We start from the raw sequence: 22,570 nt of genomic DNA, 5'->3' as shown, positions 1-22,570 counted from the left end.
TTTACAGCAAGAAATTATCTCGTTGATTTCACTGTTTTTTCATCTTAACCCCCCATTTTTTAATAAATCGTGTTACAATAAAAAAAGGCTAATACGACGGAGGGATTAAATGACAATTCGTAAAGAACGACGCCGCTTAGAAAAGCGCTTGAAGCGCACACAATATACCCAAAAAAGTATTACGATGGCTACTACTTTAGTAGCGGGATCAACGTTTATCCCGACCTTAGGGCATGCGGCTGAAACGGCAACGACAGAAACTAGCAATGACCTCAAGGTCGTTGAACAAACAACAAACACGACACCAGAAACCGACAGCACACCGGTTGAGGAAACGACAGCACCTGTTGTGACCGAAGAAACTTCGGAAACGACGGAGGAGTCAGGGACGGAAGTGGTCACTGAGGGATCAGAAACAGCGACGACAGAAAGTACAACAGTCGCTAGTGATGAAGTCTTAGAAGCAGATGAAGTACCATCAGCCCTTTCGGATTTGACCAGTCGGGCATTATTTTCACGGGCTACGATCGATCCGGCTGCCTTTATCAGTCAGATTTGCGGCTATGCAACGGAAGTAGCGGCAGCAAACGATCTGTATGCCTCTGTCATGATGGCACAAGCGATTTTGGAATCTGGCTGGGGCGCATCAACTTTGACGACCACGGCCAACAATATGTTTGGGATCAAAGGTAGCTATAATGGCCAATACGTGACAATGGATACGTATGAAGATGATGGTTCAGGCAATTATTATTTGATCAGCGCCAAGTTTCGGAAATACCCATCATTAAAAGAGTCTTTTGAAGACAATGCGTATGTGTTGCGCAACACGAGTTTTTCTAGCGGCAACTACTATTACAGCGGTGCGTGGAAAAGCAATACGACCTCTTACACGCAAGCGACCGCTTGGCTGCAAGGGCGGTATGCAACCGATACTTCTTATGCCAGCAAATTAAACAATTTGATCAGTACGTATAATTTAACGCAATATGACACTGGCAGCTCAAATGCAGGCGGCGGCAATAGCAATGAAACGATCGTCAGTGATGAAACAGCGATCAATCAGCAAATGAAAACCACGTCATCCATGAATATTCGTTCGGATGCCTCCACCAGTGCCTCTATCACTGGTTCGTTAGCAGCCAATACGACGTTTACGGCAACTGCGACCAAAACGGGCACCAGCGTCAACGGCAACACCACGTGGTATAAAATTTCTGGCAAAGGCTGGGTCAGCGGTGCATATTTGACGAAGGTTTCGACCGATTCTTCAAATAACAATAGCGGATCAGGCAACACCGGTTCTGACAATAGCAATTCTGGCACGACGATCAACAAAAAAATGAAGACGACGGAAGCGATGAATATTCGTTCCAGCGCTTCTACTAGCGGATCAGTGGTAGGATCACTTAGCAAAGGCACGACCTTTACAGCCACTTCTATGAAAACCGGCACATCAGTCAACGGCAACAAAAATTGGTACTATGTCTCTGGCAAAGGTTGGGTCAGCGGTGCCTACCTTACTGAAGTGACCAACAATAATGCTTCTGAAGCAGAAAAAGAAGACAACAGTTCAAGCATCAATCAAAAAATGAAGACGACGGCCGCATTGAATGTCCGCTCGGATGCTTCTACCAGCAGCCGTGTCGTGACGACGCTTGGTCAAGGGGTGACCGTTACCGTGACAGCGAAAAAGAACGGCACTTCAGTGGAAGGCAATAAAACGTGGTACTACGTTTCTGGCAAAGGTTGGGTCAGTGGTGCCTACTTGACAACAACCAGCAGCTCTTCCAATAACAGCGGTTCAACGACGACAAATCAGAAAATGAAAACCACCGAGATTTTAAATGTTCGTTCCGATGCTTCTACCAGCAGCAGTATTACTGGTTCTTTAAGTAAAGGGGCAACCGTCACGGTTACCGCAACAAAAACCGGGACGACCGTCAATGGCACGAACAAATGGTATTATGTTTCTGGCAAAGGCTGGGTCAGCGGTGCCTACTTGACAGCTGCTAGCAGTGGGTCTTCTAATACGAATACCAGCAGTAGTTCAACGAAGACGCACACGGTGAAATCAGGTGACAGCCTATGGTCACTGGCACAAAAATACAACACCAGCATCAGCCAAATCGCATCATGGAACGAGATCAACAGCAGCTATACGATCTATGTCGGGCAAAAGTTGATCGTTTCCAAATAATAAGCAAAAGCAACCGCGTGTATGCCATTGGCTCACGCGGTTTTTTTATGCTGGATCAAGCGTTCACTAAGCTGCTAGCGGTTTATCAAGAAACTACTTGTTTTTCGTAAGCGCAATCAAACTATTTGGTCAATCAGGGAACCCTGCGTTAGAATGAAAGAAGCAATAGAAATTGCTAGATTTAAAAGAATTGCTTCAGAACCAGAACAATCGAAGCGTACACAAAATAAGGAGGATTTCACATGCACAACAGAAACCTAACGATTATTGGCAGTTACGACACTCGAACAGAAGTATTACCGGTTATTGAGCAATTGACAAACGAAGGCTATGGCAAAGACGATATCGTGCTGTATGCGAATCAAACAGTCATCGATCAATTTGGGTTAGAATCCATCGATGATGTGGAAGTGGAGCATGCTGCTAGTGAAGACGAAGATCGTTCGCTTTGGGAAAAAATCAAAGATGCGTTTTCTTTTGGCGATTCAGATCACAGAGACGATGAACATGATCCATTATACGGCTACCGAGATGACATCGAACGAGACAAACTCGTTGTCGGCGTCTACGATTATCAGCCGATGGACAAAATAACGGATCGTGATGCAGATACTGAGCCAATCATCGATCAACCGTTACCAGGTGAAACAGCGATGTCCGATGAGTCCGTTCATCCAACACCGCGCATGGGAGACAGTGATATTGAAGCACCGATCCATGACCCGAATCATCTGCGAAACTTATAAGTAAAAGAATTTCTTAAGTAAAGGAACCATTAAAGCCAGAGGAACGAGCATCCGTCGCGCCTGCCAACCCTTAGTGAAGGGATGGGCCCGCAGGTGATCGACCGTCGCCCTCGGGCTTTTTTTGTTGCGCAACGGGCATTCATGTCTTTGTCATCTTTGAAAATAAAACTTAATTTGTTGACGATTGCTTTTTTTTGTATAATATAAGAATGAGATAGATCATTGACGGAAGGTCCAACCATATTTTTGGGAAAGGATGGGGAGTGCGATGAAATTCAAGTTCAATATGCAGTCGGCATTAGTCAGTTGTTTTGTTGCGGTTTTTTTGAGTGTGGCGATCAATCAAGATGCCAATGCCTTTGTTGCCGCGCCCTTTGTTCGAGATTCTTCCAGTAGTTCCTCCGAGCCACCTTACCAGACCGCAAGCAGCAGTATCGAAGAAACCTCTGATTCCAGTCAGATTTTTTATGAAGCCAGTGTTAGTTCGTATACACCGTCTTCAACGACTAGTCGCTCGATCGAAGCGTCGACAAATGAAGGCACGTCTGTTTCTGTAAGCGAAGTAGAGACAGAGCCTAGCGTCAGTACTTCTGCAAGTAGCGAAAGCAGTTCGAGTACCGCGCCGAGTGGCGGCTCAACGACCACCAGCGATACCTCCAGCAGTAGCGCTAGCAGCAGTTCTTCAAGCTCTTCGTCTACGAGTTCGACCAGTACTACAACCAGCAGCTCCAGTAGTGAAACGACTGAACCGTCTTCGGAAACCTCCAATAGCGATGACGAAGCTGCGGAAGATACGAGTGAAAACGTTGATCTAACAGTCGAAGGGGTCAACTGATCCCAGTTTATAAGGAAAACCAGTCCAATCCAAAGGCACCATTTCAGCTAGGCTTTATGCCTAGCTTTTTTATTTGCTTGTGTGAAGGAGGTCACGCCCGGCCATTGCTATAAACAGGCTTTTTCGTTGCTGTGTTTCCGTAAAGTCGCAGAAAGCAGCTATCCCTTTTGACTAGTGAAAAAGCGACTACCCTCAGTCCTGCGTGTTTATTTTCTTCCTTCCTAAAAAAAGCTGCACTTGCAAGCATATCGTAAAGTGATTTTGAACAGTTTCGCTATAATAAGTGCGAGGAGGGGTGTTATGGGAAAGTATTTTAAGCACTTCGAAAAAATGATTAGTGTGATTGTTGATATTATGTTAGGACTGTTGGTTCTGTTGGTTTTGGTGGTGATGGCGGAAGCGATCTATAAAATCGTTGTCCATGTGATCCCGCTGCATGAAGTCAGTGATCTTTCCTTATTGATCGAAGAGATCGCGACATTGTTTATTTTACTGGAAATTATTTTGATGTTATTGCGTTACGTAAAAGAAGGTCACCATATTCCGGTGCGTTACTTGATTTTGATCAGTATTACAGCAATTTTAAGAGAGCTGCTTTTGGCACAAGGAAAAGGGTTAGAAACGCTCTTTTTGGCCTTAGCGATCTTGGTCTTGATCATTGTGCTGCAGGCGTTGGAAAAACTCAAAGCCTTTCATAGTTCTAAAGGACTGTAAAAAAAATCATCCGATTGGTTGACGAATGACTCGTCAAGGGATCGGATGATTTTTTAATTCTTCAAAAAGCACTCGGCTTTCTTGCTGCAGCCGCTTGCCGATATCTGTTTGCCCTACCGTTGTTCTTTCCGTTTGCCGCACGACGATTTTTTTCTGAGTGACGATGTCACGTCGCTGCTGGATGGCTTGCTGGCGATCTGTAAAGGGTTGATGGGCTGCTAAGGTCATACCAAAGGAATTTGACAACAGCGTGTAACCGGCAATGCCTGTGACGGATTGGTAGGAGCGAGAGAGTCCGCCATCGATCACCAATAAACGACCATTTGCCTTGATGGGCGTCTCGCCTTTACGGACTTTGACAGGGGTGTGGCCATTGATGATGTGGCCTGTCGGCGGCAGACCGAAGGCAGCTAGGACACGGCAGCAGAAGTCTTCGTTTTCCCTTAAAGAATAATAGGCATTTTTTTGTTCCATATGGGTGTTGCGATCTGCTATAAAGTAGCGCTCAAAGGTTTTCATGGCTTTTTTGCCGAAGAGGGAAGAGCCTTCGCCGCACCAAAGATACCAGATCATATCGGTGGCAAGGTCTGTTTGCTTTTCTGGTGCGGCAAAGCTTTCCTGCAAACATTGCTGAAAAAAGTCCATCAACGCTTTGCCTGCTAAGGGCTGCTGCTGGAAAGTAAAGGCCAGGAAATCGCCGTTTTCCTGACAAGGCAGGCAGCCGTGATACAGCAGGTTGTCGTTGAAGCGCTGGTACAATGTGCCATGCTCAACTAAAAAGTGCATATGCGCAGCTAAACGGGGCGAGCGTTGAAATTGGCTCAGCAAATCTTGCAGTACCTCATGTTCTTCTGCTGTCAAACGGTAAGGATCATCGGGAGCTACTAGTTGAAAACAGCCGTTGATCAAAGGATAGGTCTGGTCTAGCTGGATTTGTTGCCGATCTTGAGACAAGCGATGCAACAAGCAGCGCTCTGCCATCGCAAATGCTGGTCGCCGCTGGATCACGGCTGCTTCGACTTTGAATTGGATGATGGCAAACGCCTGTTGCAAAAGCATGGCTGCTTTTTTTTGCTGGCTTGATAAAGGGTCCACTGTTTTTTGCGGATAAAAGCCTTCATTTTCTGTGTAATATTTTTGGCTAAAAGCCAGTGCTTTTGATAGATCGATCCCATAACCATCTTGTAATAATGCCAGATTGCCGTAGCGAGCAGCGATGCGGATCGTATTGGCCAAACAGGGCAGCGAGCCGCAAAAGCTGCCGATCCACAAAATATCATGGTTGCCTAGCTGAATATCCAGTGAGGGCAAAGTCATCAAGCGATCGACGATTTTGTCTGGCGCTGGTCCGCGATCATAAATATCGCCTAAGACGTGGAGATGATCCACTACGAAGCGCTGAATCAAGTACGCCAGTTCTTGGCAAAAAAGCGGGGCGGCCTCTAATTCAATGATTTTATCAAAAATCGCCCGATAGTAAGCTTCTTTATTGAAGTCAGCATCATATTGGTACAACAGTTCTTCTAAGATATAAGCAAAAGAAGACGGCAGTGCTTTGCGTACCTTGGAGCGTGTGTATTTACTGGAAGTAAAGCGGGCAACTTTCACTAGCTGTGCCATCTTTAAGCGCCAATCGGCAGGGGTCCAGGCCTGTTCTTGTAATAGCTCCTCTGGATAATAAATGACAAAACAAAGTTCGGTCTGTTCTTCTTTCGTCAAGACGCCAGTAAACAAAATCTCGACTTTTTCTCGGATACTGCCAGAACCATTCCGCAAAATATGGTCAAAGGCATCGTATTCACCATGCAGATCGCTGACAAAGTGCTCGGTGGCTTTCGGCAGCTGCTGGATGGCTTCCAAGTTGATGATCTCGGTCAGGTTTGCCAAGGCGTCTTTATTGAACATGGGCCTGTTCTTTGGCTTGTTCTTCAATCAGCATCGCGCTTTCTTCAATGGAGCGTTTGCTGACATCGATCACCGGAATGTTCAGCTTTTTGAACCATTCATTCGCGTAAGCTAATTCTGCTTCGATTCGTTCACAATTGGTGTAATGGGTCTCTTCTTTTAAGCCCAATGAATGCATTCGGGATCGCCGAATCTCGGTCAGAGATTCTGGATTCGTGGTCAAACCGACCATTTTTCGCGGGTCGACTTGGTGCACTTCGGCTGGCAAAGCAACTTCAGGAATCAAAGGCAGATTTGCCACTTTGTAGCCGCGGTTTGCCATGTATAAACACAATGGGGTCTTCGAGGTTCGCGAAACCCCTAAGAGGACAAAGTCAGCATCGAGAAATCCCCGTGGGTCTTTGCCGTCGTCGTATTTTACGGCAAATTCCATCGCTGCCACCCGGCTGAAATATGCTTGGTTCAAGCGATGCAAGGCACCAGGCTCTTGGACGGCTTCTACACCGAATGTTTTTTCCAGCATCGTGGTCAAGGGCGACATAAAGTCGACATATTGCAAACCAGTCCGCTTGGCAAAGGCATCAACAAAGGCGACTAATTCTTTATTGACTAAGGTGGTAACGACGATCGATTTGTCTAGCAAGGCATCTTTGAGGATCTCGCCTAAGCTCTCTTCATCATTAGTAAAGGGAAAGAGCTGGATGTCTGAAAGGTCGATCGTGGGAAACTGCGCGGAAACGGCTGCGATCAGCTTTTGTGCCGTTTCGCCTACGGAATCTGAAATCAAATATATTCGAACGTTCTTCATTGTTTTTGCCCCCTAAAAGTGTGTGTTGTCACTGTCATTGCCTGCTTGAATAAAGTAATTCATCAGCCGTGTCTTCGTGATTTTGCCGATGACTTTTTTTGGTTCCTGCGGATCGACCACAGGCAAGGTATCGACTTCATGTCGCCCTAACAACGTACCAGCCGTCAAAATTGTTTCTTCGGCTGTGATGGTCACGATGTTTGGCATGCGAGTCATGATCATCGCTACAGGTGTTTTTTCTGGTGCGGCATTGCTGATCGCAAAGCGCAGTAGGTCTTTGCGGGAGAGGACCCCAATCAGCTCGTCTTGGTCATTTTTGACATAGAGGGAACCGACATCGTACATAAACAAAGTCGTGACCGCTTCATAAACGGAGACCGTTTGTGAGATCAGCAACGGTGGGATCATGATTTCTGCAACTTTGGTATGATAGAGTTTTTCGAAAAGCAAAGGCTCAACGGTTTGTCCTGTATAGAAATAGCCGACTTTCGGTCGGGCGTCTAATAAACCGGTCATGGTCAAAATCGATAAGTCATTCCGCAAGGTTGCGCGGCTCAAGCCCAACTGCTTCGCAATGGTCTCCCCACTGATCGGCTGATGCTCTTTGACGATCTCAATGATTTTCATTTGTCTTTGGCTTAATTCCAATGTGTCACCTTCTTTCTTTTATGTGCTATGCTATTGATTATATGATTTTCCGAATAAAAAGGCAATCCTTCTCTTTTAAAAAGGATAAATCCCTTAAAAGTTTTCTTTTTTCAGCTTGACGATTAAATGTGTCATACTATATACTGCTAATTAATCGAAATAGTATATAACATTTAAAAGGAGGAACATGATGGAAAAAGCAGTCGTATGGTTTTCAGAAGGCACAAAAGAGCAAAAAGCACTATTAGGCGGGAAAGGGGCAAATCTTGCGGAGATGACCAATTTGGGTTTGCCTGTTCCCCAGGGATTTATCGTCCCTGCGACTATTTGCCTGACCTATTTAGAAGAACAGGTTCTTCCTGAGGCGATCATCAAGCAAGTCAAAGCTGCCATCGAAGAATTGGCAGTGCGCAGGAACAAAACATTTGGCGGACTGCAGTCGCCGTTGTTGGTTTCTGTCCGCAGTGGGGCTAAGTTTTCCATGCCAGGGATGATGGATACGATCTTAAACCTTGGGTTGAATGATGAAACCGTCCAAGGCTTGGCTCAGCAGACGGGGGACCCCGTTTTTGCTTATGATTGTTACCGCCGTTTGATCCAAATGTATGGGGATGTGGTGAAAGGTGTAGCAAAAGAGCACTTTGAAGCCTACTTGACAGATTATAAGAAACAGCAGAATTATGCGTCAGACCAAATGATGACCGGCAATGATTGGCAAATGATCTGCCGCGTGTTTCAAAGTATTTATATGGAACATACTCAAGAAGCGTTTCCGCAAGACCCGTTTCAGCAATTGTTGGCAGCCATCACGGCGGTTTTTCGCTCATGGAACAACCCACGGGCAAAGACCTACCGATCTCTCCATCGCATCCCTGACGATCTAGGGACTGCCGTAACGATTCAAGAAATGGTGTTTGGTAACAGCGGGATAAATAGCGGGACGGGTGTCGCCTTCACCCGCAATCCAGCAACCGGGGAACCGGGACTTTTCGGCGAATTTTTAGTGTGTGCCCAAGGGGAAGATGTGGTTGCAGGGATTCGTACACCGCAACCGATCCAATCGTTGGCACAGCAGCATCCCATGATCTATCAGGAATTAAAGCAACTGGCTGAGCGTTTGGAGGATCACTATCAAGACATGCAAGACATTGAGTTTACCATCGATGACGGCCAGCTGTTTGTCTTGCAAACAAGAAACGGCAAACGAACCGCCGCTGCCGCAGCGCAAATCGCAACGGATATGGTCGCAGAAGGTCGGATCACTATTAGGCAAGCACTAGATCGCATCACACCAGAAATGATCGATCAATTGCTGCACCCGTTATTTGCCCCCGAAGCCTTACAGCAAGCCAAAGCCTTTGCGCAGGGCTTGCCGGCTAGTCCAGGAGCAGCTTCAGGCCATGTCTATTTCACTGCAGAGGCGGCGGAAAAAGCCAGCCGCGCAGGAGAAAAAGTCCTGTTGCTGCGGCAGGAAACCTCACCTGAAGATATTGAAGGCATGGTGGTGAGTGAAGCGATCATTACCGCTCGTGGGGGGATGACTTCGCATGCGGCGGTGGTCGCCCGTGGTCTGGGGGTCTGCTGTGTGGTAGGGTGCGAGGCATTAAGTGTCGATGTATTTTTGAAGCAGGCTCGCTGTGGCGAGCTGCTGATTGAAGAAGGTGACGTGCTTTCGGTAGACGGCAGCACTGGCAAACTGTATCAAGGGCAGCTGCCTATGACCAGTGTCCAGGAGCGGGTCTTGCTGGATCAGCTTTTGACGTGGGCACAAGCCCAGGCAGATCTAAAGGTTTACGCAAATGCGGAAACAAAAAATGACATTGAGGCTGCGCTGGCCTTTGGGGCAGCGGGCATCGGTCTGGCACGGACGGAGCATATGTTTTTTGGGGAAGAGCGTTTGTGGAAAATGCGGGAAGTCATTTTGGCAGAAACGAAGGAGGAACGATTGAAGGCGTTGGCTGAGATCAAGGCTTATCAAAAAGCCGATTTCCAAGAAATGCTGCAGGCCGCGCAAGGAAAGAAGTGCACGATTCGTTTATTAGATCCACCACTTCATGAATTTTTGCCCCATGAGCATGAACGCCTTGAAATGGCTCGCCGTAGTCAAAAATCATTGGCAGTGATCGAGCGGCGAATTGACGAGCTGCAAGAGGTCAATCCCATGATGGGGCATCGCGGCAGCCGTTTAGGACTGAGCTATCCAGAAATTTATGAAATGCAAACAGCGGCGATTTGTGAAGCGGCTGTGGAATTGCGGCAGCAAGGAGTCGAGGTAGAGGCGGCGATCTTATTGCCCCTGATCAGTTTGCCCGCAGAGCTGCAGGTGTTGAAAGCGACGTTGACGCAGGTGATCGCTCAAGCAGAAGCAACCCTGCAGCAACCATTGCACATCGAGATCGGCATGATGATCGAGACACCTAGAGCGTGCTTGATCGCTGGGGAGTGTGCTGAAGATGCTGCGTTCTTTAGTTTTGGTACCAATGACTTGACCCAAATGACCTTTGGCTTTTCGCGGGATGATGCAGGCAGCTTTATTCAAGCCTATTTGCAGTCGGAGATCTTACAAGAAGATCCTTACCGGCACTTAGATCAGGCGGGTGTTGGCACGTTGATGCGCCAAGCGATCACTGGCGTAAGAGATCGTCAGCCAGAGCACTCGATCGGTGTTTGTGGCGAAGTCGGCAGCGATCCCTATTCCATTGCATTTTTGCGAGAGATCGGCATCGACTATGTTTCTTGCTCCCCATACCGAATCCCTGCTGCCTGGTTAGCGATCGCCCAATCCGCCCCCATCATCGAAGAGGCGTCAGTGGGCTCCCGCTAAAATAGGAGAAAAAAATACACCGCAGTCCACTAGCAAGGCTCGCCTGCTTGGTGGATTACGGTGTGTTCGTGCAGCGTCGTTCTTACAGGGGCTGATCCGTTTTTTGAATCGCGGGTTTGCGTCCTTTTAAATACCAAGTGATCCCAATGACATGGGCGAGGTAGATGGCAGCGAGGACGAAACGTACCAGCAGATTGGGGATCAATAGTGCAGGAATTGCAAAGACTACCAGCATCATGGCAAACATCCGAACCATTGCCTTGGTGCTCAGCTGTTTTTGTACGAGTGGTTTTTCAATGTATTTTTGATAATTTTCTGATTGAACCAAGCGTTGATAATAGGTATCGGAACTCCGCAGCCAGAAATAAGCCGTCAGCAAGTAAAAGACCGTTGTGGGTAAGAAAGGTAAAAAGATTCCTAAAGTACCTAGACCGAATGTCAGTGATCCACAAAGAAAAAATAGTGTTTTTTTCAAAAGTAACCCTCCTTATTTGGGTGTTTCGTGTCTTACCCTCAGTATAACGGAGGAGGGGCAGCTTGAACATGCGTTTTGTGTTTTTCCCCGTTTTTTAGCGGCAATAAGAGTTTTTCTTCCCCTTACTCCTGCTTTTTTGATAGACTAGAAACAACACAAAGGGGGAAGTAGCATGGAAACGATTGAATTGAATACCGGCATTCAGATTCCAGTGATCGGCAGTGGGACGAATACATTTGGGAAAGAAAACCGAGAATACCAAGGTGCGATCAATGATGATACGACAGAGCTGTTGACTGCTATCAAGCTTGGGTATCGGCATTTTGATACGGCGATTTCTTACCGCAACGAAGCCGTGGTAGGCAAAGCCATCAAGGAAAGCGGGATCGACCGCAGCGAATTTTTCCTGACTTCTAAGATTCCTGGCAAACCAGAGCATACGCAAGATGCAGCTGCCGTGAAAGCGTCTGTCGAAGCGAGTTTAGCAGCCTTGCAGACGGAATCGATCGATCTTTATTTGATCCATCATCCGTGGGACAACTTGGCAGAGATCGCAGCTGTCTGGGCGGTTCTTGAGGCTTATGTCGATAAAGGAGTCTTAAAAGCGATCGGGGTGTCCAATTTCCAAGAAGAAGAACTTAGCTATTTATTGGCAAACAGTCGGATCAAACCAGCGGTCAATCAAATCGAATCGCATCCAGGCAAGTGGAACGATGCGATCATCGCCTATTCCTTAGCCTATCAGGTAGTTCCAGAAGCCTGGGGGCCACTTTCACGGATTTCAGAAGCGGCTCGGGAAACCTTGACCCAAATCGGTGAAGCGTATCAAAAAACCTGGAGCCAAGTGGTCTTGCGTTACCAAATCGAGCGTGGGGTGATCGTGATTCCGAAATCCCATTCAGAAAAACATCAAGCCGAAAATTTAGCGCTCTTTGATTTCGCTTTGACTGCGGAAGAAAAAGCCGTCATCAAAGAATTATAGGCAATAAAAAGCAGTCCCATTAAAGGGGCCCCTGCAGCCAGTGCGGAAACTTCCGTGCTGGCTATTTTTATGCAGTCGCAACGCTCCTTCATGACTGAGGAGCTTTTCTATTCGTTAGATCAGCAACCGTAAGCCTTAGCAAAAAAGAAAATGCGCTTGCAGCCGTTTCTGCCAATGAACCCTCTTAATCATTCAAAGAAATAACCGATTATCCTTACTAAGGGTCGTCTACGGACGAGTCTTCATTGGATCGTGTGAAATTGGAAATGAAGGAGTGGCACAGTTGTGAAAAAAAGAAAAAAGACGATAGGAATTTATGTGATGATCACCTTGATGCTGGTTGCGGGGATCCCGATCATTGTCATGCTGACAAGTTCCTATTCAACCACCAAGAACTTATTGATTGAACGAAATGATTTGAACAAAGAAAGTGCCGTCAATTTGATCTTGGCGGAAGAAAAGAGTTTGCGCCGATCGACGGAAAGCAAATTGAAATCAATGGCTGAACTGCCAGCGATGAAAACAGAATTCAGCATGGGGCGCATCCGTTCAGATCTTTCTTTAGCGATTGCTGGGAGCAACAGCTTCTTAGCGGTGACTTTTGGGACAGAAGATGATGAGTATGTGACCTTCAATCCCTTACCAGATGATTATAAGCCTACGATTCGGCCATGGTACAAAGGGGCCGTAAAAGCTGAAGGAGAAGTGTATTGGACAGCACCTTATTTAGATACGGTGTCGAATCAATTTGTGACGTCGGCTTCGATCAGGGTCAAAAATTCCCATAATCAAGTGGGGGTTTTAAGCGTCGATGTTTCCTATGAAAGCATTCAAAACATCTTGTCTTCCTTTACCGTAGGGCGGACTGGGAATGTCACCTTAGTTTCAGAATCTGGGGTCATCGTGACCTCAAAAAACACCAAACAAATCGGTAAGAATATCAAAGAAGAAGAAGTATTCCAAAAAATCAAAGAAGCTAAAAACCCGACAGGCATGGTTGGTTTAGGCGACTCGAATAAAGTCAACGATGTGTTGTATGACAAGTCTGCTGATTCCAATGTTTGGGCGTACTCCGAAGTCAAAGCTAGTGATCTAGACAAAGAGCTAGGAGCGTTAGTCCGCACCACCATTATCGTTACGATCTTGATGCTGCTCTTTGTAGGACTGGTTTCTTATGCCGCGATCAAAGTAGTCGCAGCGATCATCGATTGCTTCAATCGTTACTTTAGAAAAGTCGGTGAAGGCAAACTAGAGAAGATGAGCAAAACCAAAAGAGCCAAAGGCGAAAAATGGACATGGGATCAATTGGCACGCCGAGTTGTATATCCAGATAAAGCAGGCAATGAGATCCAGCAAATGGCGGACAATTACAATGTGATGATCGAAGGCACGGGTGCATTGATCCAAAAAGTACAAAAAGAAAGCAACAGTGTCGCAGGAATGTCGGATTCTTTATTAGAATTGTCAAAACAAACCAATATTGCGACAGAAGAAGTCTCTCAAACCATTACGGGGATTGCTGAAGTGACCGGTGCTCAAGCCCAAGAAACAGAATACAGCGTGTCCCAAATGCAAAATCTGTCGCAGGTCGTGAAAGAATTACGAGAAAATGTTGGCGGCATGAGCAGCAAGTCGCAAGAATCTACGAAGATCAATCAAGAAAACTTAACGATCATGGATCAAGTCGATGACAGCTGGCGACAAGAGTTGGCACAGATGGAGCGCTTGATGTCGAACATGACGGGAATGAATGATAGTATCCAAAACATCAACTCGATCATTGGGGTCATCAACGATATTTCTTACCAAACCAACTTGCTAGCCTTGAATGCATCGATCGAAGCCGCAAGTGCAGGTGAGTCGGGCAAAGGCTTTGCCGTCGTGGCAGCTGAGATCCGTAAATTGGCGGAACAAAGCAAGGCTTCTACCAAAGAGATCGAAGCGATCATTGAAGAAATTCGTGAGCAGTCTAGTCAAATGGTCAAACAAACGTCGGCATCTGTCAAAGGCGGCGTTCGCCAAACCAACTTGATCAAAGAAGCGATCTCGTCTTCAAAAGAAGTTTTCCAACGCAGCAGCTATATGATCGAAGGCATCCATCATATTGAAGCAGCCAGTGCCCGTATCGAAAACATTCAAAACAGTGTACTGGAAAACTTAGAAAACATTTCCGCATCAACGGAAGAAAATGCCGCTGGTACACAAGAAGTTTCCGCAAATGCAGAAGAAGTCTTGGCAACCATGGATGAATTTACCAACCATGTGGCCGATCTCAGAGACATTGCAGAAGAGTTGAAGCGATTGACCAATCGGTTTGAAGTGGAAAAATAAATGATTGACTAGCGAAAGCTGATCATCCCCCCATTCCCAATAAATTCGTTGGTAATGGGGGTTTTTTGATGTGTATGGTTAAATCAGAATTGTCCAACTGCAAAAAAAGAAGGTCAGTTAGGAAACCGTAGGGTGAGGCATGAAGCATCTGTTATAATGAGAAGAAGCAACCAATGGCTGTCGACTTTTGCCAAGCAGCAACATCAGACAGGTGAACTGTGATTGCTCATTAAGAAAGCGTACACTTTAAGTTGAGAAAAGGAGGGGTACGGTTGCTGAAGATTTTTGGAAAAGAATACCAATTGATTCGTCTCGCCTCTTGGCTGATGCTAGTTATGGGTATCATCATTTTAGGCTTAAAAGGGTTGCTTTTTATGGTTTTTGAGATTCCTTTTATTGACCGTTCCACATTGGTGGGCATTGTCATCATTTGTTACGGCTACTACAATTTATTTATAGATAAAAAAAACGATCGCCTTTGAAAGGGGATCGTTTTTTTAATTGGAAAAGGTTATTTATTGAGCAGCTGCCGTTTCAGTCCGCTGAATGATCATCTCCACGCGGCGGTTTTCCGAGCGGCCTTGGGGGGTGTTGTTATCGGCCTTCGGTTCGGTATCGGCAAAGGCTTGGATGGCAGCATTTTTTTCTAAAACGGCGCCTTTGCTGATGAAGTACTCCATAACGGTAATGGCCCGAGCGGAACTAAGATCCCAGTTAGATTGGTAGCGGCCATTGCCTTTTTCAGGTACGTTATCGGTATGCCCAGCGATCACGATTTTGTTGGTTTTTAATTTTTTCAGTGAGTCCGATAGCAGATCCAGTGACTGACGAGTGGTGTCCGTGATCTCGGCGCTGCCAGAGGCAAACAAGATACTGCTGGCAAGCGTGATATGCAAGCCATCGGATTCCAAGCGGACTTCTGTCTGCTCTTTTAAGCCAGAAGCTGCCAGCTCTTGTGATAGCTGGTCGCTGATTTTTTCTAGTTGCTGATTTTCCAGTTGGGTCCGAACCGCTGCTTCTTGCGCTTGTGCTTCGGCAGAAGTGGCGGCTTTTTTTCGCGGCGTGGTCTCGCCCATATCGATCACCGACCCAATCACAGATGAATTGCTGTGGTGGCTGGAAAGGATGGTGCCAAATTCGCTTTTGATTTCTTGGAACTTCTCATCATCGACTTTCGCCATGGCAAACATGACGATGAACAAAGCCAGCAGCAAGGTCAACATATCCGAGTAAGGCAAAAGCCACGCTTCGTCTACATGTTCTTCATGTTTCTTTTTTCGCTTCATGTCGCTTCACCCTTTATAATTGTTCTTGCCGTTTTTTCGGATCGATCAAGCTGTATAATTTTTTCTCAATGCTTTTCGGCGATTGCCCGGCTTGGATCGCTAAGACCCCTTCCACGATGATCGACATCATTTGGACCTCTTGCTCCGATTTCAAGGTCAGGCGTGAGCTAAAGGGAATGAACAGGACATAGCCGAAGAAAATACCATAAAGGGTCGCCACGAAGGCCGCCGAGATCATGTGCCCCAGTGCCTCTACATCCTCTAAATTACCTAGCGCCCCAATCAGCCCGATCACGGCTCCTAACACCCCTAAGGTCGGGGAACTCGTGCCGGCGGTTTTAAAAATAGCCGAGCCGATGCGATGCCGTTCTTCGATCCCATAGATCTCATTCTCCATGATTTCTTGGATCTGTTCGGCAGCGATGCCATCAACCACCATTTCCAAGCCCTTTTTTAAAAAAGGATCTTCTAAGTTTTGGATGGCACCTTCAAGAGATAACAAGCCATCGCGCCGGGCTTGGTTGGCTAATTCAACGATGGTATTGATGGTTGTTTTTAAGTCGTATTCTTTATTTTTCAGCAGAACGCCGAAGATCTTCGGGATTTTTTTGATATCACTGCTGGGAAATGAATTGATAACGGCTGCGATCACACCAACGAAAATGATGATCGCGGCTGCCGGATTGATCAAAACGGCCACATTGGCACCTTTTACAATCATCCCAACCACCACAGATATCAATCCTAAAATAATACCGATCAGCAAGAAAAAATCCATTTGTTGCGTCCTCCTAAATTCTATTTCCAGGTTTTAAACCCTCATTTATTTTATCGGTGAATTAAAATCATTCTTAATAGCAAAAAAAAATAATCCTAAAAATAACTAAAATAAATTTTCAGCTTCTTCTTTTTTTGTTGTTTTTTGGGCAAGTGACGGCAAATTTTTGAAATGGTACAGCTTGCAATTTTTGTGAATATTTATAGATGGTACCGTTTTTTTTCGTGAAGCCCTTTGACACGGACCGCGTAATCACTGCCATCGACAAAGCCTTTGCCTAATGCCTAGGAGGATAGCGACATGCAGATGATTCTTTTCAAAATGGCTCAGCAGTACTATTTGATCTCAGCGGACTCGGTGGACGAGGTCATTGATGCCCCTTCCTTTACGAAGGTGCCCTTAGCACCAGAGTGGGTGGAAGGGCTGATCAATCTGCGGGGGTCTGTCGTAACGGTGATTCGTTTGGCAAAATTGATTCCCATCATGGAACCAGCCTACGAAAAAAACATATTGATCATGAAGAAGCAAGAGGAGACCAAAGGAGTCCTTGTAGAAGAAGTAATTGAAGTTCTTGATATCACCGAAGACGATATCCAACTGAGCAATCAAGAGACAGAACATGCCGTTGGGGTCGTGACGATCGGTGAAAAAGTAGCCAGTGTGATTCAAATCGATCACATGATTTTTTAAAAAAATGGGGGATTAGTGTGGATCAGGTATTGACGCAGCAAGAGATTGATTTATTGTTGAATGCGATGAGCAGCGGAGAGATCGATCAAGAAATTATTGAGATAGAAGACAAACAAGCCAAAGTGAAAGCCTACGATTTTCGCCGACCAACAAAGCTGTCGAAAGAATACGTCAATACCCTGCACATGATCTTCGAGGATTTCTCGAAGATGAGCAGTAGCATGCTTTCTACCCAACTGCGGACCAATGTTTCTTTGCAGTTGGCAGCTATCGAACAAGTCAGTTATGACGAATTTATCCATTCGATACCAAAATTTACTTTGTTGGGGCTCTTTCATTCGCAGCCTTTGAGCGGGATTCAAATGATCGAGATGAACCCACAACTGTGTATGATGTTGGTGGAGTTGTTGTGCGGCGGCTTGGATGTCTATCAAAACAAGCCGATCGAAATAGATTTTAGCGAGAAAAAAAGTTTTACTGATATTGAAACAGCAATCTTGGAAGAAGTGGTGGCACAATTTGTCCGGGTCTACCAAAATGTTTGGAAGGACATCGTTGCCTTGGATTCGGTTTTGGATGGAATCGATACGAATCCGCAATTGATGCAAAACATGTCGCCCAACGAACCCGTCGTGTTAGTGACCTTTACTATCAAAATTTTTGAAGTGAAACATTTTATCAATCTATGTATCCCCTATGTCTTCTTTGAAGGGATCATTGATAAATTAAGTTTCCGCAATTGGTTTGATAGCAATCAGCCAGTCAACCAAGACGATAGCCGCGAGTTGCAAAAAAGTTTGAATGGCGTCGGTTTGAATTTAGAAGTTCTGCTGGGCCATGCTCAAATGAGTCTTTCTGAGTTTCTCCACTTAGAAGAAGGCGATGTCATCAAACTAGACAAAAAAATTACTGAACCATTGGAGACTTTCATCGATGGAAAACCTTACTTCCGAGCAAAACCTGGGAAGCAAGAGGACCGTTTAGCCATTGAATTATTAGACAAGTTAGAAGAGGAGCAAGAACTATGAGTGAACGTTTATCCCAAGCAGAAATCGATGCATTGTTGAATCAAAGTGCCCCAGCCCAGCCACAAGGATTAGAAGAGCAAGTCAAAGTCGACATTATCGGCGAAGTTGGCAATATCTCCATGTCGCAAGCGGCGACGACGTTGTCTTCCATTCTTGATCGTCGGGTCAGCATCACGACTCCCCGGGTGTCTAAAATCAAATTTGGTGAGATCTTAAACGACCTCGTTGCACCAAAAGTAGCGACGACAGTTGAATTTAAAGAAGGCCTTTTAGGCAGTAATTTGATGCTATTAGAAGTCAAAGATGCCATCGTGATCGCCGATTTGATGATGGGTGGAACTGGTGAAACCAGCAACACTCAATTTACGGAATTAGAGCTAAGTGCTGTGGCAGAAGCTATGAACCAAATGATTGGGACTGCCTCGACTTCGATGGCAACGATGATCAGCCGCAAAGTGGATATCTTGCCGCCGATCGTCAAACTATGGGAGACACCAGAAAACATTGAGTATAGCGGGATCGAGGCAGAGGAAGAGATTTACTGTATCTCATTTTCTTTGCGCGTCGAAGGTTTGATCGAAAGCAAAATCATGCAGATCTTTACCGATCCTGTGGTCAACGATATCGCCAGTGCGATGCTCTCAGACGAAGCGACTGTCGTTACTCGGGAAACACCAACACCGCAGCCAACGGCACCCGTTGCTGCACCTACGCCAGAACCAGCGGCTGCATCAAAGCCCGTGGAAGTCAGCAAACCTGCGTTTCAAACACTGGCCTCCAGCGGAGTGAGCGATGGGGATAATTTGGACTTGATTCTTGATGTGCCATTGGATCTAAGTGTCGTGTTAGGCCGCAGCAAAAAAACCATTAAGGATATTTTATCTTTCAATACGGGGTCCGTCATCGAACTGGAAAAACTGACGGATGAACCGCTAGAGATTTTGTTGAACGGCAAGCTGATCGCCACTGGGGAAGTCGTGGTCATCAATGAAAACTTCGGTGTGCGGATCACCAACATTCTTTCGCAAAAACAACGCATCCACAATTTGCATTAATTTGAAGAAATCGCAAAAAGTTAAACATATGGGTTTAACTTTTTTGTGATTTGACCGATAGTAGAGGGTAGAAGAATGAGAACGGAGGAGAACCTATGAAAATCGAAAGAGGTTACGCAGAATACAGCGACAAGGCCATCAAACGTGAAGCGGTCAAACAAGAAAAGCCATCTGCTGCTCAGACAGAAAAAACCGTCGATGTTCAATTGTCCGAAACAGCTCAAGCCATTCAAAAGAGTGCCAATCAAACAGCCAGTCGCAGTGAGCGAGTGGCAGAATTGAAGCGAGCGATCAAAGAAGGCACCTACCAAGTATCTGCCGAAACGATCGCAGATAAAATGCTGCAACAAGATGAAAAGCAGGTCGACTAGATGACAGAACGGGAATTTGAGCGTCAGCTTCAGCAGTTCTTGCGGTTGCTGCAAAAAGAAAAGACCTGCTTGATCAAAAATCAAGCAGAAAAATTACCAGAACTCGTCGAGAAAAAAACCGCCTTCGTACCCGTTTTTTCCACGTATGAAGGAACTCTTTCAGTGGCGATCAAAGAACTCATCCGCCAGATCCAAGTGCAGCAAGCCGAAAATCTCCTGCTGACGGAGCAAGCCATTAGTTTCCAAACCGTTTTGATGGATGCAGTCAAAGAAAATATCAAGACATCGGCAAATACGTATTCGAAATACCAAGAAAAACAAGCTGTCTCAACAGCGATCATCGATCAAAAAATGTAAGGAGTACTTCTATGACAGGACTATTTGGTTCATTAGGCACCGCAACCCGGGGCATGACCGCCAATCAAGCAGCGTTGCAAACCAGCAGCCATAACATTGCAAATACCAATACAGACGGCTACTCTAGACAACGAGTCAACTTGCAAGCCGAAGCGTCTTATCATTTAGCGGGTGTCGGCAGCATCGGTATGGGTGTGAAAGTCGGCAGTGTCGAACGGATCGTCGATGATTTTGTCATTGGACAAGTACGCAATGCCAATTCTACCTATACATATTATGAACAAAAAGCAGACATATTAGGACAGCTGGAAAGTTTAATGAATGAGCCTTCTGACAACGGACTGTCCAAACAGCTGGCAACGATGTTTGATTCTTGGACCGCATTAGCCAACAATCCTGAACTGGATACGTCTAAGACCCTTGTGCTGGAAAACAGCAGTACGTTTGCCGATACCATCAACCAAATGGGCAAACAAATGACGCAGCTGCAAAGCGATACGCTGGATACCATCGAAAAATCCGCGCTGGACTTCAATGAGAAGGTCAAACAGCTGCAATCCTTGAATGAACAGATCTATGGGTTGACGACAAGTGGTGAGACACCCAATGATCTTTTAGATCGTCGAGACAGTCTGTTGAAAGATCTCTCGGGTCTAGCAGGGATCGAAACCAAGACCAATCAGTATGGCCGTGGGTTTGTATCCATGAGCGGACAGACGATTTTAAGTGCGGAGGAACGCAATACCCTTAGTGTGGTGGTGGGACAAAGCGACACAGGCGCCTTGGTTTCCAAAGACGGCAACGCCTTGAATCCTGCCGAAACCATCACAGGGTCTTATCCAGCTGGAACCGTCTTGTTGACGAAAACCACCGACAATGGCGAAACCGCCTATACAGAATTGCCGATCAAAGAAGGCGCGATCGGAGGCCTGCAAGCATCATCTGGGGAGATCGGCAGCCGTTTGACGGAATTGAACAACTTTACGACGACGATCGCGCAAGCCATGAACATGGTCTTTACCGGCGGCGCTTCTCCTACTAGCGGTCTATTTGAGATCGGCCAAGATGATACTGGTACAGCGACGACGATTCGGGTCAGCCAAGCACTGTTAGATAACCCAAGTCTGGTGACCGGCGGAACGAGCAATGCAGCAGGAGATGGTTCAAGAGCTGCTGCAATGGCGAAACTCAGCAGTGCCAAATTGGACTTCCCGTTGTCAGAAAAGACGATCGCTTCTTTTGATTCTGAGACATTGACGTTTGCCAATGCAGCATCTGGCATGAGTGTCAGCAGCTATTTTAACAGCATCGTCACCAAAAACGGGATCTCAAAACAGCAAGCCGACAATACAGTCAGTGCCCAATTGTCGCTGCTGAATCAACTAGAATACAAAAATCAATCGGTGTCTGGGGTTTCATTAAATGAAGAAATGTCCGATGTGATTCGTTTCCAACAAGGATTTCAGGCCAATGCCCGCATATTATCGGTCGTTTCTGAAATGTTAGACACATTGATCAATCGAACAGGAGTGTAGACCATGCGTATTTCCAATTCAATCACCTACAATGATTTTTTACGAAATCTAGGAACCAACGCCTCCAAAGTCCAATCCACGTTGAATCAGCTATCGAGCTTAAAAGAAGTCAGCAAGTCCTCGGATAATCCGCTGCTGGTTTCAAAAATCATGGATCTCAATGTGTCGTTAAATCAAAACAAAACTTACAACAATACGATCAAAGACAGTATTTCTTGGACAAAAGCCCAAGATTCTGCTTTAGAAAGTGTCAGTACTTCGATGCTGCGGATTCGCTCGTTGGTTCAATCTTCTGCCAATGCGACAGCTGGCAGTGAGGAATTAGGGGCAAATCGTTCAGAGATCGAGCAAGAGATCGAAGGCATCGTTGAATCATTAAACACCAACTTTGATGGCCGCTATCTATTTAGCGGAACGAATACGACGACGGCGCCTTTTGAGATCGTCAAAGAAAATGACGCCATCGTCGGTATCAAATACAATGGCACCAGCGAAGACTTGCCGCGAGAAATCGCAAATGGGGTCTCGGTGGATCTGTTAGCCAGCGGTGATCGTCTGATGAACGAGACGGGCACAGCTGCGGATCCCCAAAATTTAAGCACCTATTTCAATGATTTGTTGTCTGCGTTGCGCAGTGATGATAAAGATGCCTTAGGTGGCGAGCTTTTAACCGCTCATGACCAGCATGCCACTAATGTGGTGAATGTACGGGCGCAGATCGGCACCCTCTACAATCGCTTGGAGGCGGCAGCTGATCGAAATGAGACGGAAAAGCTGAACTTGACCGAAACACTGTCCAACAAACAAGACGTCGATATTGCGGAAAAGTATATGGAATATCAAAATCAAATGACTGCCTACCGTTCAACACTAGCGATGGGAACAAAGATCATGCAGATGTCCATTCTAGATTATTTAAATTAACCCAAAAACTTTTGTTCTTTGCTGAGAGCAAAAGTTTTTTATTTTTTTTAGAAAAAAGGCTTAACCCTGAACGGTTTC

Annotated in this window: 21 protein-coding genes; 15 read left to right on the top strand and 6 right to left on the bottom strand. The window is 46.0% G+C overall.

The genetic code is table 11. The features are described from left to right. Nucleotides 1–109 precede the first annotated feature (109 nt). From ECA1_RS02735 to ECA1_RS02720, 4 genes are all read left to right on the top strand, one after another. The gene (locus tag ECA1_RS02735) at nt 110–2,200 is read left to right on the top strand and encodes an SH3 domain-containing protein (RefSeq protein ID WP_060791664.1); all 2,091 of its coding nucleotides are present in this window, start codon (nt 110–112) and stop codon (nt 2,198–2,200) included. A gap of 242 nt (nt 2,201–2,442) precedes the next feature. Then, the gene (locus tag ECA1_RS02730; RefSeq protein WP_060791663.1) at nt 2,443–2,946 is read left to right on the top strand and encodes a general stress protein; all 504 of its coding nucleotides are present in this window, start codon (nt 2,443–2,445) and stop codon (nt 2,944–2,946) included. A 268-nt stretch (nt 2,947–3,214) separates the two neighbouring features. Next, nucleotides 3,215–3,781, top strand: coding sequence for a hypothetical protein (locus tag ECA1_RS02725; protein ID WP_015508723.1), 567 nt, complete (start codon nt 3,215–3,217; stop codon nt 3,779–3,781). Nucleotides 3,782–4,081: 300 nt separating this feature from the next. Further along, nucleotides 4,082–4,495 (top strand): phosphate-starvation-inducible PsiE family protein, encoded by a 414-nt coding sequence (locus ECA1_RS02720; protein WP_010748527.1) that lies wholly within the window; start codon nt 4,082–4,084, stop codon nt 4,493–4,495. A 33-nt stretch (nt 4,496–4,528) separates the two neighbouring features. On the opposite strand, the gene ECA1_RS02715 is transcribed toward ECA1_RS02720, so the two are convergent. From ECA1_RS02715 to ccpN, 3 genes are read right to left on the bottom strand one after another with little or no spacing between them, the layout of a single operon-like run. Next, nucleotides 4,529–6,400, bottom strand: coding sequence for a fructose-bisphosphatase class III (locus tag ECA1_RS02715; protein ID WP_060791662.1), 1,872 nt, complete (start codon nt 6,398–6,400; stop codon nt 4,529–4,531). Further along, nucleotides 6,390–7,208: a pyruvate, water dikinase regulatory protein gene (locus ECA1_RS02710; RefSeq protein ID WP_060791661.1), complete on the bottom strand. Its 819-nt coding sequence runs from the start codon at nt 7,206–7,208 to the stop codon at nt 6,390–6,392. Before ECA1_RS02710 ends, ECA1_RS02715 begins: the two co-directional genes overlap by 11 nt. 12 nt (nt 7,209–7,220) lie before the next feature. Then, nucleotides 7,221–7,856 carry a transcriptional regulator CcpN gene (gene ccpN, locus ECA1_RS02705; protein ID WP_060791660.1) on the bottom strand — a complete coding sequence of 212 codons (636 nt, stop codon included), beginning with the start codon at nt 7,854–7,856 and terminating at the stop codon, nt 7,221–7,223. 190 nt (nt 7,857–8,046) lie between these two features. Between ccpN and ppdK the strand changes: the two genes are divergently transcribed. Then, nucleotides 8,047–10,680 carry a pyruvate, phosphate dikinase gene (gene ppdK / locus ECA1_RS02700; protein WP_060791659.1) on the top strand — a complete coding sequence of 878 codons (2,634 nt, stop codon included), beginning with the start codon at nt 8,047–8,049 and terminating at the stop codon, nt 10,678–10,680. A gap of 82 nt (nt 10,681–10,762) precedes the next feature. On the opposite strand, the gene ECA1_RS02695 is transcribed toward ppdK, so the two are convergent. Then, the gene (locus ECA1_RS02695) at nt 10,763–11,155 is read right to left on the bottom strand and encodes a YbaN family protein (RefSeq protein ID WP_005232815.1); all 393 of its coding nucleotides are present in this window, start codon (nt 11,153–11,155) and stop codon (nt 10,763–10,765) included. Nucleotides 11,156–11,327: 172 nt separating this feature from the next. Here ECA1_RS02695 and ECA1_RS02690 point away from each other — a divergent pair, with 172 nt between their 5' ends. The 3 genes from ECA1_RS02690 to ECA1_RS02680 all read left to right on the top strand — a co-directional run bounded on the left by ECA1_RS02690 (nt 11,328) and on the right by ECA1_RS02680 (nt 14,950). Continuing rightward, nucleotides 11,328–12,137 (top strand): aldo/keto reductase family protein, encoded by an 810-nt coding sequence (locus tag ECA1_RS02690; RefSeq protein ID WP_060791658.1) that lies wholly within the window; start codon nt 11,328–11,330, stop codon nt 12,135–12,137. Nucleotides 12,138–12,422: 285 nt separating this feature from the next. After that, complete coding sequence (locus ECA1_RS02685; RefSeq protein ID WP_060791657.1) at nt 12,423–14,468, top strand: methyl-accepting chemotaxis protein; 2,046 nt, start codon at nt 12,423–12,425, stop codon at nt 14,466–14,468. Nucleotides 14,469–14,740: 272 nt separating this feature from the next. Continuing rightward, a complete protein-coding gene (locus ECA1_RS02680) occupies nt 14,741–14,950 on the top strand; it encodes a hypothetical protein (RefSeq protein ID WP_005226572.1) in 210 nt (69 codons plus the stop codon). A 33-nt stretch (nt 14,951–14,983) separates the two neighbouring features. Here the strand turns inward: ECA1_RS02680 and ECA1_RS02675 are convergent, their stop codons facing one another. Both ECA1_RS02675 and motA read right to left on the bottom strand, forming a co-directional pair. Then, nucleotides 14,984–15,754 carry an OmpA/MotB family protein gene (locus ECA1_RS02675; RefSeq protein WP_060791656.1) on the bottom strand — a complete coding sequence of 257 codons (771 nt, stop codon included), beginning with the start codon at nt 15,752–15,754 and terminating at the stop codon, nt 14,984–14,986. 13 nt (nt 15,755–15,767) lie between these two features. Next, nucleotides 15,768–16,532: a flagellar motor stator protein MotA gene (motA, locus tag ECA1_RS02670; protein ID WP_005232810.1), complete on the bottom strand. Its 765-nt coding sequence runs from the start codon at nt 16,530–16,532 to the stop codon at nt 15,768–15,770. Nucleotides 16,533–16,832: 300 nt separating this feature from the next. Here motA and ECA1_RS02665 point away from each other — a divergent pair, with 300 nt between their 5' ends. From ECA1_RS02665 to flgL, 7 genes are all read left to right on the top strand, one after another. Next, nucleotides 16,833–17,222 carry a chemotaxis protein CheW gene (locus tag ECA1_RS02665; RefSeq protein WP_005226635.1) on the top strand — a complete coding sequence of 130 codons (390 nt, stop codon included), beginning with the start codon at nt 16,833–16,835 and terminating at the stop codon, nt 17,220–17,222. A 17-nt stretch (nt 17,223–17,239) separates the two neighbouring features. Further along, on the top strand, nt 17,240–18,250 hold the full coding sequence (gene fliM, locus ECA1_RS02660) for a flagellar motor switch protein FliM (protein WP_060791655.1): 1,011 nt from the start codon (nt 17,240–17,242) through the stop codon (nt 18,248–18,250). After that, complete coding sequence (gene fliY, locus ECA1_RS02655) at nt 18,247–19,305, top strand: flagellar motor switch phosphatase FliY (RefSeq protein WP_005226637.1); 1,059 nt, start codon at nt 18,247–18,249, stop codon at nt 19,303–19,305. The genes fliM and fliY overlap by 4 nt, the downstream gene beginning before the upstream one ends. A 95-nt stretch (nt 19,306–19,400) precedes the next feature. After that, nucleotides 19,401–19,676 (top strand): flagellar biosynthesis anti-sigma factor FlgM, encoded by a 276-nt coding sequence (gene flgM / locus ECA1_RS02650; protein WP_005226638.1) that lies wholly within the window; start codon nt 19,401–19,403, stop codon nt 19,674–19,676. Beyond that, a complete protein-coding gene (locus tag ECA1_RS02645; RefSeq protein WP_060791654.1) occupies nt 19,677–20,033 on the top strand; it encodes a hypothetical protein in 357 nt (118 codons plus the stop codon). 11 nt (nt 20,034–20,044) lie between these two features. Further along, nucleotides 20,045–21,568: a flagellar hook-associated protein FlgK gene (flgK, locus tag ECA1_RS02640; protein ID WP_060791653.1), complete on the top strand. Its 1,524-nt coding sequence runs from the start codon at nt 20,045–20,047 to the stop codon at nt 21,566–21,568. Between the two features lie 3 nt (nt 21,569–21,571). Continuing rightward, nucleotides 21,572–22,492, top strand: a complete 921-nt coding sequence (flgL, locus tag ECA1_RS02635; RefSeq protein ID WP_005226641.1) for a flagellar hook-associated protein FlgL — start codon at nt 21,572–21,574, stop codon at nt 22,490–22,492. Nucleotides 22,493–22,570 lie beyond the last annotated feature (78 nt).

Origin of the sequence: Enterococcus casseliflavus NBRC 100478, assembly GCF_001544095.1 — a bacterium.
GTDB classification, from domain to species: domain Bacteria; phylum Bacillota; class Bacilli; order Lactobacillales; family Enterococcaceae; genus Enterococcus_D; species Enterococcus_D casseliflavus.
Note: the sequence above shows the minus strand (reverse complement) of the source record. Positions and strands in the feature narration are given on the sequence as shown.

Bases quoted from the DNA above. Each gene is read 5' to 3' on its own strand.
- ECA1_RS02735 (WP_060791664.1), top strand. From the start codon at position 110: ATGACAATTCGTAAAGAACGACGCCGCTTAGAAAAGCGCTTGAAGCGC.
- ECA1_RS02730 (WP_060791663.1), top strand. From the start codon at position 2,443: ATGCACAACAGAAACCTAACGATTATTGGCAGTTACGACACTCGAACA.
- ECA1_RS02725 (WP_015508723.1), top strand. From the start codon at position 3,215: ATGAAATTCAAGTTCAATATGCAGTCGGCATTAGTCAGTTGTTTTGTT.
- ECA1_RS02720 (WP_010748527.1), top strand. From the start codon at position 4,082: ATGGGAAAGTATTTTAAGCACTTCGAAAAAATGATTAGTGTGATTGTT.
- ECA1_RS02715 (WP_060791662.1), bottom strand. From the start codon at position 6,400: ATGTTCAATAAAGACGCCTTGGCAAACCTGACCGAGATCATCAACTTG.
- ECA1_RS02710 (WP_060791661.1), bottom strand. From the start codon at position 7,208: ATGAAGAACGTTCGAATATATTTGATTTCAGATTCCGTAGGCGAAACG.
- ppdK (WP_060791659.1), top strand. From the start codon at position 8,047: ATGGAAAAAGCAGTCGTATGGTTTTCAGAAGGCACAAAAGAGCAAAAA.
- ECA1_RS02690 (WP_060791658.1), top strand. From the start codon at position 11,328: ATGGAAACGATTGAATTGAATACCGGCATTCAGATTCCAGTGATCGGC.
- ECA1_RS02675 (WP_060791656.1), bottom strand. From the start codon at position 15,754: ATGAAGCGAAAAAAGAAACATGAAGAACATGTAGACGAAGCGTGGCTT.
- motA (WP_005232810.1), bottom strand. From the start codon at position 16,532: ATGGATTTTTTCTTGCTGATCGGTATTATTTTAGGATTGATATCTGTG.
- ECA1_RS02665 (WP_005226635.1), top strand. From the start codon at position 16,833: ATGCAGATGATTCTTTTCAAAATGGCTCAGCAGTACTATTTGATCTCA.
- fliY (WP_005226637.1), top strand. From the start codon at position 18,247: ATGAGTGAACGTTTATCCCAAGCAGAAATCGATGCATTGTTGAATCAA.
- flgM (WP_005226638.1), top strand. From the start codon at position 19,401: ATGAAAATCGAAAGAGGTTACGCAGAATACAGCGACAAGGCCATCAAA.
- ECA1_RS02645 (WP_060791654.1), top strand. From the start codon at position 19,677: ATGACAGAACGGGAATTTGAGCGTCAGCTTCAGCAGTTCTTGCGGTTG.
- flgK (WP_060791653.1), top strand. From the start codon at position 20,045: ATGACAGGACTATTTGGTTCATTAGGCACCGCAACCCGGGGCATGACC.
- flgL (WP_005226641.1), top strand. From the start codon at position 21,572: ATGCGTATTTCCAATTCAATCACCTACAATGATTTTTTACGAAATCTA.